The following is an 8,073-nucleotide window of genomic DNA, read 5'->3' as shown; positions in this document are numbered from 1 at the left end:
GTCAACCCAATTTAAACAATAAAGAACAACAGCGATTTCTGTTACAAATATTGTTAAAATGTAAAATAGGCAGCCTAGATTGTAGATAATTTAGTCAAAAGCAACGAAAACATTCTCTAGCAAAACAAAAGAGTAAAAAAATGGGCCGAGTCACCGCAACAATAACCGTCACCAACGAAGTAGACAAGATGCTCGCAGAAAGAGGGTTCATCCCCGCAGAGCAAATACGATCTGTCACTATCGATAACGTGCTAGTAGATACAGGAGCAACTCGGCTCTGTTTACCAGCAGATATTATCGCTCAGTTAAGTTTAACCCTAGTTGGTGAAATTCAAGGAAATACAGCAATAGGATCTAGACAATTTCGTCTGTTCAAAAATGTTGGTCTTGCCGTAGCTGGCCGGGAAGGCAGGTATGATTGTGTAGAAATTCCCGCAGGAGAAGAACCTTTACTGGGCTTAATTCCCCTCGAAGATTTGGGTTTAGAACCGGACTTAAAAAATCAGCGGTTGATTGTTTTGCCGGCCGAGGGAATGCAAAGCTATATTCGGGTGTAAAATCTAAATTGTTAACGTTAAATGCTGGCTATACCTACATTAGAGCTTCCTTGTCTCTGATTCATTAGTTAGGAGATCGAAAATTGCGATCGGACGATTCTCCTGTCTACATCCGCGAATGGAATGCTATTCGCAGTACAGTCGATCGCGAAATGATTGCTACACAAGGAGATTGCGTCGGTGATGCTTTCTGGGACTTCGATTATCGTGTTCACGGGCGATCGCTCGTTAGCGGAGCCCTCGAAGAGGATCGGATTGCAGATACAATTTGGGATGTCCGCGATCCATCGGGTGACAAAACTCGTGCAGATGTTTCTAAACAAGAATGGCAGAAGCTTCGTACTTCAATAATTAGAGAGCATTTTTGCTATTAATTTGCCATATTTGTCAACCCAATTTAAACAATAAAGAACAACAGCGATTTCTGTTACAAATATTGTTAAAATGTAAAATAGGCAGCCTAAGCAACGAAAACATTCTCTAGCAAAACAAAATAGTAAAAAAATGGGCCGAGTCACAGCAACAATAACCGTCACCAATCACATCGATGAAATTCTAGGAGAAAGAGGGTTCATCCCCGCAGAGCAAATACGCTCTATCATCATCGATAACGTCTTAGTCGATACAGGAGCAACTCGACTCTGCTTACCAGCAGATATTATCAGTCAGTTGGGTTTGCCAATGCTAGGTGAAATCGACGGACATACGGCAATAGGAACCAGAAAATTTCGTCTGTTCAAAGATGTCACTCTTGCCGTAGCTGGCCGGGAAGGCAGGTATGATTGTGTAGAAATTCCCGCAGGAGAAGAACCTTTACTGGGCTTAATTCCCCTCGAAGATTTGGGTTTAGAACCGGACTTGAAAAATCAGCGGTTGATTGTTTTGCCGGCCGAGGGAATGCAAAGCTATATTCGGGTGTAAAATCTCAATTATTAACGTTAAATGCTGGCTATACCTACATGAGAGCTTCCTTGTCTCTGATTCATTGTTTAAAATCCCGATCGCAAAATTTGATAGTTTTTTGTTATTATGGGAAATAGTAGTTGACTCAAATAGGTGACTCAACGTAATGAACATATCCTTAACTCCCGAACTAGAGCAGTTTGTTCAGTCAACAGTCAACAACGGTAGATACTCATCAGCTTCTGAAGTGGTATGGGCTGCGTTACGATTGCTAGAACAACGAGAAATGGAACGCTTAGTGCGTTTAGAGGAACTCCGCAAGGAAATAATGATTGGAATTGAAGCTTCCGATCGCGGAGAGGTTTTTGATGGTGAAGAAGTGTTAAGAGAACTGCGTCAGGAGATTCAGCAAGCCGATGAGGGTGAAAAATGAGTCGATACATTTTGAGTGCCCCCGCCAAGCAAGATTTAAGGGAACTCACGAACTATCTGTTGCAGTTTAGCGCCAATGCAGCCAACCATTTTCTTAATGTTTTTCAGGAAAAATTTCGTTGATTAGCAGATTTTCCAGAAATGGGGCGCAGTCGCGAGGAATTAGCACCGTCTCTACGCAGTTTACCTGTAGATAAATATGTAATTTTTTACCGCGTTATTAAAAATGGTATCCAAATTGAAAGGGTGTTGAGTGGTTATAGAGACTTTGAGGATGTTTTTGTAGAAGACAGATAATATTATATTTTTGCACTAAAATGTCAGTCACTACTCATCAATTAATTCAGTGGAAACAACAAGGGCGGTCAATTGTTGCCCTGACAGCTTATGATTATGCGATCGCCCAACTCATAGACCAAGCAGGCGTAGATATCATCCTCGTCGGCGATTCCCTGGCCATGCCCGTATTAGGCTACGAGACAACGCTGCCCCTAACCCTCGATGAAATGCTGCACCACGCTAAAGCTGTACGTCGCGGCGTTAAACAAGCATTAATTGTGGTCGATTTGCCGTTTTTGACTTATCAAGAAAGTCCCCAGCAAGCCATGCACTCGGCCGGGAGAGTTTTGAAAGAAACCGGCGCTCAAGCTGTAAAATTGGAGGGTGGATATCCAGTAATGGCCGCCACTGTTTCGCAGCTAACATCCGCCGGAATTCCGGTGATGGGACACGTCGGTTTAACTCCGCAGTCGGTACACCAACTCGGCTACAAAAAACAAGGAAAAACTGTTGAAGCTGCCGATCGCATCATAGCAGAGTCGATCGCACTTCAAGAAGCAGGTGCCTTTGCGATCGTCTTAGAACATATTCCCGCAGACTTAGCCGCTCAAATTACCCAAAAACTAACTATTCCCACCATTGGTATCGGCGCCGGGCCGCACTGCGACGGCCAAGTTTTAGTTACTTCCGATTTGTTGGGACTTTCCGAAAAACAGCCGCCTTTTGCGAAAGCTTACGCCAATTTGCGAGAAACAATTACTCAAGCTGTAAAAGATTATTCCCTCGAAGTTAGAGAAGGCAAATTTCCCGATTTGTGAACATTTTATAGCGATTTGCCGTTGGGCGGTGGCGGCTTTACGAGATTGCGGGTTTTAGGTAATTATTGTCGGTGCTACTAGATGTGAGTCATAACTGAAATATTGCACCATTCTCAATTATCTGTTTAGGAACGGGCAAGATGCGTGTTCCACAGGAAAATTTATCTTTTGTGGAACAGGCATCTTGCCTGTTCTTGAAAATGGTGCTAGATGTGAGTCATAACCAACTTTGACAAACTTTGACATTCCTGCTAAAATTAGCTTAAATACATCACAACCTCTACTCAGCTATGAATGTATCGCTGACACCTGAATTAGAAAAATTTGTTCGGCAAAAGGTCAAAACTGGCAGGTATTTATCGGTTAGCGAAGTGATTTTGGAAGCATTGCGACTCCTTGAAGAACGAGATATGCAGCGTCAAATGCGGATGGAAAAACTCCGCCAAGAAGTGGCTGTTGGTATTGAGCAATCAGACAGAGGGGAAATCTTTGACGGTGAAGAAGTAGTTGCAGAACTTCTTGAAGAAATAGAATTAGAAGAGCGGGCAATAAATGAGTAGGTATTTTCTCAGCACTCAAGCTAAGTATGATTTAAGGGAGATTAAAAATTATATTGCTCGCGATAATCTTGCAGCAGCAAGACGTTTTGTTGAAACCTTTAGAGACCAATGCAATTTAATTGCAAAATCTCCGAGAATGGGACGCAGTTATGAAGAACTGGCACCTGGGTTGCGCGGTTTTGCTATTGGAAATTATATCATCTTCTACCGTCCGATTGAAAATGGGATTGCAGTTGAACGTCTGCTAAGTGGCTACCGCGATCGAGAAGCTATATTCTCTGAAGACGGCGACAGCTAATTGACATTGAAAATTGGTCTGTCGCCTTGTCTCCCCACAATCATCGCATTTGTGAAATCGAATCATCCCCAATTTATCTAATCCCCAGGCTTGCCCTCTTCGTCCCGATCTTTATCCTTCTCCTTCTGGGCAGCTTCATCATCAGATTGACCTATGCCATCCTTAAAACTACGCAAAGTTTTGCCCAAAGCATTTCCTAACTCAGGAATCTTCTTGGGCCCAAAAATTAGAATAGCGACGACCGCAACAATGCCCAATTCGGGCAATCCCAGACCAAACATACACTCATCTCCTGTAAAACTTGCTCGATCGGCAAGTCGATCTGCTGATATCCTTAAAAGTATCTACCTTTTTTCCTGCATCCTGCAACAGTAGAATCAAGTTTTATTAAGCAATCCCCCGATAAATAGGAATGTTAGAAATATCCAAGCCTTCCCTGCGCGACCAACAGCACTACCTCATCCGCGATTTAGCCGATCGGATGGAAGCAGTATGGCACCGCTATCTCGACCTAGAACCCTACTACCTGCCTGCTGAGTTGGGATATATAGAAGGGCGCTTGGAAGGAGAAAAACTGATCGTGGAAAACCGCTGCTATCAAACGCCCCAATTCCGCAAAATACACCTCGAACTCGCTAAAGTCGGGCCGATGCTGGACATCCTGCACTGCGTCATGTTTCCCAGACCGAATTATGCTTTGCCGATGTTCGGTACGGATATAGTAGCAGGCAAAGGCCAAATTAGCGCGGCGATCGCAGACCTTTCTCCCCTCAATCCCGATCGAACTTTGTCGGAAGCCTACCGAACCCAACTGGAAATTTTGCCGATCGACCAATTTTCTTGTCCCCGCCAAATTCCCGAATGGGGGGATATTTTCTCAGAATTTTGTCTGTTTGTGCGCCCAGAGTCGATCGAAGAAGAAAGCAGATTTCTGGACATAGTTGAATCCTACGTTGAAATTCACTGCAAACAAGCAGTCGCATCCGTTCCAGTCTCTGCCGCCGAAGCATCAAAAATTCTTGACACTCAAATTTACTACTGCACCCAGCAGCAGCAAAACGACAAAACCCGCCGCGTACTCGAAAAAGCTTTCGGTCAAGATTGGGCCGAACATTACATGACCGAGGTGCTTTTTGATTTCCCTAAATAGCTGAAATTGGTTTACACTACTTCACAGTGGGTGGAAAAAACTTAATCAGGAAATCACCTACTTTATAAGTCATGGGAAAGGAATCACGGGTCAAGGATAAATCATTTTTAAAACCCCCAGGGCGAGGAGTCATCGGTTTAGCGATCGCCGCTACTCTCCTTACCACAGCAGTCGGTTTTTGGCAAGTATCTCAACTTAGAAAAGCCGAAGAGTTAAAGGCGGCGGCGGCTGCTGCTGCTGCAACTCCCGCCTCCACCCGAAAGGGCGTTACCGCTTTGGGTAGGTTGACTCCGCAGGGGGAAGTGATCAACTTGTCAGCCCCTTCGGCGTCGGAGGGAGCAAGAATTGAACTGTTGCAGGTGGAAGAGGGCGATCGAGTCAGTCAAGGACAAATCATAGCAGTTCTCGATACGCGCGATCGGCTCCAAGCAATCCTCGAACAAGCCGACAAAGAAGTCAAAGTCAAACAAGCAGAATTAGCGAAAGTTCAAGCAGGCGCAAAAACAGGTCAAATCGGCGCTGGGAAAGCCGAAGTTGCCAAGTTTGAAGCACAACTGCAAAGAGAAACCGAAGGCGAAGCAGCCAATGTCGCCCGCCTAGAAGCTCAACTGCGAAGAGAAACCGAAGCCGAACAAGCTAACGTCGCCAAATTCGAGGCCGCGCTGCAAAGAGAAACCGAAGCCGAACAAGCTAATCTTGCCAAATTTGAGGCACAACTGGAAAGAGAAACAGAGGTGCAGCAATCCAAGTTGGCTAGGCTAGAAGCTCAATTGCGCGGCGAAATTGCCTCTCAAAACGCTACAGTCGATCGGCTAAAAGCCGAATTAACCAACGCCGAAGCCGAGGAACAACGCAATAAAGAACTCTCAGAAACAGGCGCAATTTCTGCTTCCGCTTACGACACCAAACGCTTAGCAGTAGAGACGGCCCGCCAGAGAGTCAAAGAAGCTCAAGCTATCTTAGAAAAAACAGTCCAAACACTGCAAGAGCAAATAGTCGAAACTAAAGCCACAGTCAAACAAACAGTAGAAACAGGCAACCAGGAAATTAACCAAGCTAGAGCCAATCTCCGACGCAAGTTAGAAACAGGCAGGCAGGAAATTAACCAAGCTAGAGCCACCTTAAATCAAAAGATAGAAACTGGCAGAGAACAAATCAATCAAGCCGAAGCAATACTAAAACAAAAAGCAGAAACCGGCCAAGAAGAAATCAATCAAGCCAAAGCAAATCTCGACCAAATTGGTGAAGTCCGTGCCGAAGACGTGCAAGCCGCCCAAGCAGCCGTCGAAAGTGCGATCGCCACCAAACAAAAAGCTCAAGTAGACTTAAACTTAAGCTACGTCAAAGCACCCGTATCCGGCTACATCCTCAAAGTTCACACCCGACAAGGAGAACGCATCAACACTCAAGACGGCATCGTAGAACTAGGCGGCACAGATCAAATGTACGCCGTAGCAGAAGTTTACGAAACCGACATCGAAAAAGTGCGAAACGGCCAGCGCGCTACCGTCAGCAGCCCCGTATTTGCAGGCACTTTGCAAGGAACAGTCGCTCGCATCGGCAAACAAATCGGCAAAAAAGATGTCCTCAATACTGACCCCGCCGCCGACACCGACGCGAGAGTTATCGAAGTAAGAATTCGCCTAGACCCCGAATCGAGTAAAAAAGTTGCAACCCTAACAAACTTACAAGTTGAAGTTAAAATAGCTATATAAATAATAGTAGTTTTCAATCAAAACCCCTTGTTTTTACTTGTTTGTTTCTTGCTCCTTCCTTCTTTCTTTCTTCTTCCTTCTTCCTTCTTCCTTCTTCCTTCTTCCTTCTTCCTTAATTAGATATGGCAAAAATACCGCTAGCTTGGGCACAGTTAACCCGCGAAAAAATGCGCTTAGTAATCGCGCTAGCCGGCATTGGATTTGCCGACTTGCTGATGTTTATGCAGTTCGGGTTTAGAGACGCGCTATTTGAAAGTTCCATCAGCTTTCATGCAAAGTTAAAAGGGGATATTTTTATCACCAGCACCCAATCTACGGCTTTAATAGCCATGAAAAGTTTTCCCCAGCGTCGCTTGTATCAAGCTTTGAGTTTTAATGGCGTTACAGGAATTAGCCCGGTATATTTAGGCTTTGGCTTGTGGAAAAATCCCGATCCCAACCAGCGAAATACCCGCCAATTGATGGTAATCGGTTTCGATCCCGCTAATCCCATTTTTGATATGCCGGAAGTCCAGAATAATTTGGACAAAATCCAAATTTCGGATGTAATTTTATTCGACCAAGCTTCTCGCCCGGAGTTTGGGCCAGTAGCGGAATATTTCCAGGAGGGAAAGCCTGTGGAAACTGAAATAGATAACCGCCGCGTTAGTGTAGAAGGGTTATTTACTTTAGGAGCATCTTTCGGTGCTGATGGGAATATTATTACTAGCGATTTGAACTTTCTGCGGATTTTTCACACTAGAAGAACTAAAGGTTTAATTGATATAGGAATTGTTCACTTGCAGCCTGGAACGGATGTCAAGGCAGTTATTGAAAAAATGAGAGCAACTTTGCCAAAAGACGTGACAATTGCTTCCAAGGAAGAATTTGTTGCTTTTGAAAAAAAATATTGGGAAGAAAGCACCTCAATCGGATTTGTTTTCACTCTCGGCGCGGCAATGGGATTTATCGTCGGGATAGTGATTGTTTATCAAATTCTTTATACTGATGTTACCGATCACTTGCCAGAATACGCTACGCTGAAGGCAATGGGATACAAGGATATTTATTTTTTGGGCGTCGTGTTTCAAGAGGCTTTGATTCTGGCAATTCTTGGCTATTTGCCTGGGTTTGGGGTTTCTATGCTGCTGTACAATTTAGCCAGAAGTGCTACGAGTTTGCCGATGTACATGACTTTGATGAAAGCTGGAACTGTTTTTGCAATGACAGTTGTCATGTGTTCTGTGTCGGGGGCGATCGCAGTTAGGAAGTTGCAGGCGGCTGACCCGGCGGATATTTTTTAACGAAGGAAGAAGGAAGAAGGAAGAAGGAAGAAGGAAGAAGGAAGAAGGAAGAAGGAAGAAGGAAGAAGGAAGAAGGAA

General features: G+C 44.5%; 11 protein-coding genes and 1 pseudogene. 11 read left to right on the top strand and 1 reads right to left on the bottom strand.

What is annotated here, in order from left to right; translation table 11 throughout:
- The first annotated feature begins 140 nt into the window (after positions 1-140).
- The 8 genes and pseudogenes from QUB70_RS30565 (at position 141) to QUB70_RS30530 (ending at position 3,847) form a co-directional block, all read left to right on the top strand.
- Complete coding sequence (locus QUB70_RS30565) at positions 141-557, top strand: aspartyl protease (RefSeq protein WP_332985485.1); 417 nt, start codon at positions 141-143, stop codon at positions 555-557.
- An 83-nt stretch (positions 558-640) separates the two neighbouring features.
- Positions 641-931 carry a hypothetical protein gene (locus tag QUB70_RS30560; RefSeq protein ID WP_332985484.1) on the top strand — a complete coding sequence of 97 codons (291 nt, stop codon included), beginning with the start codon at positions 641-643 and terminating at the stop codon, positions 929-931.
- A 130-nt stretch (positions 932-1,061) separates the two neighbouring features.
- Positions 1,062-1,478 carry an aspartyl protease family protein gene (locus QUB70_RS30555; RefSeq protein ID WP_332985483.1) on the top strand — a complete coding sequence of 139 codons (417 nt, stop codon included), beginning with the start codon at positions 1,062-1,064 and terminating at the stop codon, positions 1,476-1,478.
- A gap of 148 nt (positions 1,479-1,626) precedes the next feature.
- A complete protein-coding gene (locus QUB70_RS30550; RefSeq protein ID WP_332985482.1) occupies positions 1,627-1,893 on the top strand; it encodes a type II toxin-antitoxin system ParD family antitoxin in 267 nt (88 codons plus the stop codon).
- Between the two features lie 134 nt (positions 1,894-2,027).
- Positions 2,028-2,189 (top strand): annotated as a pseudogene (locus QUB70_RS30545) (type II toxin-antitoxin system RelE/ParE family toxin); the annotation flags it as partial.
- Between the two features lie 20 nt (positions 2,190-2,209).
- A complete protein-coding gene (gene panB / locus QUB70_RS30540; RefSeq protein ID WP_332985481.1) occupies positions 2,210-2,989 on the top strand; it encodes a 3-methyl-2-oxobutanoate hydroxymethyltransferase in 780 nt (259 codons plus the stop codon).
- Between the two features lie 290 nt (positions 2,990-3,279).
- A complete protein-coding gene (locus tag QUB70_RS30535) occupies positions 3,280-3,549 on the top strand; it encodes a type II toxin-antitoxin system ParD family antitoxin (protein ID WP_332985480.1) in 270 nt (89 codons plus the stop codon).
- Complete coding sequence (locus tag QUB70_RS30530) at positions 3,542-3,847, top strand: type II toxin-antitoxin system RelE/ParE family toxin (protein ID WP_332985478.1); 306 nt, start codon at positions 3,542-3,544, stop codon at positions 3,845-3,847. Before QUB70_RS30535 ends, QUB70_RS30530 begins: the two co-directional genes overlap by 8 nt.
- Positions 3,848-3,924: 77 nt before the next feature.
- Here QUB70_RS30530 and tatA read toward each other — a convergent pair whose 3' ends face one another.
- Positions 3,925-4,128, bottom strand: a complete 204-nt coding sequence (gene tatA / locus QUB70_RS30525; RefSeq protein ID WP_332985477.1) for a twin-arginine translocase TatA/TatE family subunit — start codon at positions 4,126-4,128, stop codon at positions 3,925-3,927.
- A 131-nt stretch (positions 4,129-4,259) separates the two neighbouring features.
- Here tatA and QUB70_RS30520 point away from each other — a divergent pair, with 131 nt between their 5' ends.
- The 3 genes from QUB70_RS30520 (at position 4,260) to devC (ending at position 7,995) form a co-directional block, all read left to right on the top strand.
- Entirely contained in the window at positions 4,260-4,997 is a 738-nt protein-coding gene (locus QUB70_RS30520; protein WP_332985476.1) for a phycocyanobilin:ferredoxin oxidoreductase, read from the top strand.
- A gap of 71 nt (positions 4,998-5,068) precedes the next feature.
- Complete coding sequence (locus QUB70_RS30515) at positions 5,069-6,712, top strand: HlyD family efflux transporter periplasmic adaptor subunit (protein WP_332985474.1); 1,644 nt, start codon at positions 5,069-5,071, stop codon at positions 6,710-6,712.
- 122 nt (positions 6,713-6,834) lie between these two features.
- Positions 6,835-7,995, top strand: coding sequence for an ABC transporter permease DevC (devC, locus tag QUB70_RS30510; RefSeq protein ID WP_332985473.1), 1,161 nt, complete (start codon positions 6,835-6,837; stop codon positions 7,993-7,995).
- The last annotated feature ends 78 nt before the right edge of the window (positions 7,996-8,073 follow it).

Source organism: Microcoleus sp. A003_D6 (genome assembly GCF_036702825.1).
Taxonomy (GTDB): domain Bacteria; phylum Cyanobacteriota; class Cyanobacteriia; order Cyanobacteriales; family Microcoleaceae; genus Microcoleus.
The sequence above is the reverse complement of the archived record's forward strand: the minus strand, read 5'-3'. Positions and strand labels throughout refer to the sequence as shown.

What these genes read in the sequence shown, in the direction of transcription:
- QUB70_RS30565 (WP_332985485.1), top strand. Translation starts at nt 141, where the DNA reads ATGGGCCGAGTCACCGCAACAATAACCGTCACCAACGAAGTAGACAAG.
- QUB70_RS30555 (WP_332985483.1), top strand. Translation starts at nt 1,062, where the DNA reads ATGGGCCGAGTCACAGCAACAATAACCGTCACCAATCACATCGATGAA.
- QUB70_RS30550 (WP_332985482.1), top strand. Translation starts at nt 1,627, where the DNA reads ATGAACATATCCTTAACTCCCGAACTAGAGCAGTTTGTTCAGTCAACA.
- panB (WP_332985481.1), top strand. Translation starts at nt 2,210, where the DNA reads ATGTCAGTCACTACTCATCAATTAATTCAGTGGAAACAACAAGGGCGG.
- QUB70_RS30535 (WP_332985480.1), top strand. Translation starts at nt 3,280, where the DNA reads ATGAATGTATCGCTGACACCTGAATTAGAAAAATTTGTTCGGCAAAAG.
- QUB70_RS30530 (WP_332985478.1), top strand. Translation starts at nt 3,542, where the DNA reads ATGAGTAGGTATTTTCTCAGCACTCAAGCTAAGTATGATTTAAGGGAG.
- tatA (WP_332985477.1), bottom strand. Translation starts at nt 4,128, where the DNA reads ATGTTTGGTCTGGGATTGCCCGAATTGGGCATTGTTGCGGTCGTCGCT.
- QUB70_RS30520 (WP_332985476.1), top strand. Translation starts at nt 4,260, where the DNA reads ATGTTAGAAATATCCAAGCCTTCCCTGCGCGACCAACAGCACTACCTC.
- QUB70_RS30515 (WP_332985474.1), top strand. Translation starts at nt 5,069, where the DNA reads ATGGGAAAGGAATCACGGGTCAAGGATAAATCATTTTTAAAACCCCCA.
- devC (WP_332985473.1), top strand. Translation starts at nt 6,835, where the DNA reads ATGGCAAAAATACCGCTAGCTTGGGCACAGTTAACCCGCGAAAAAATG.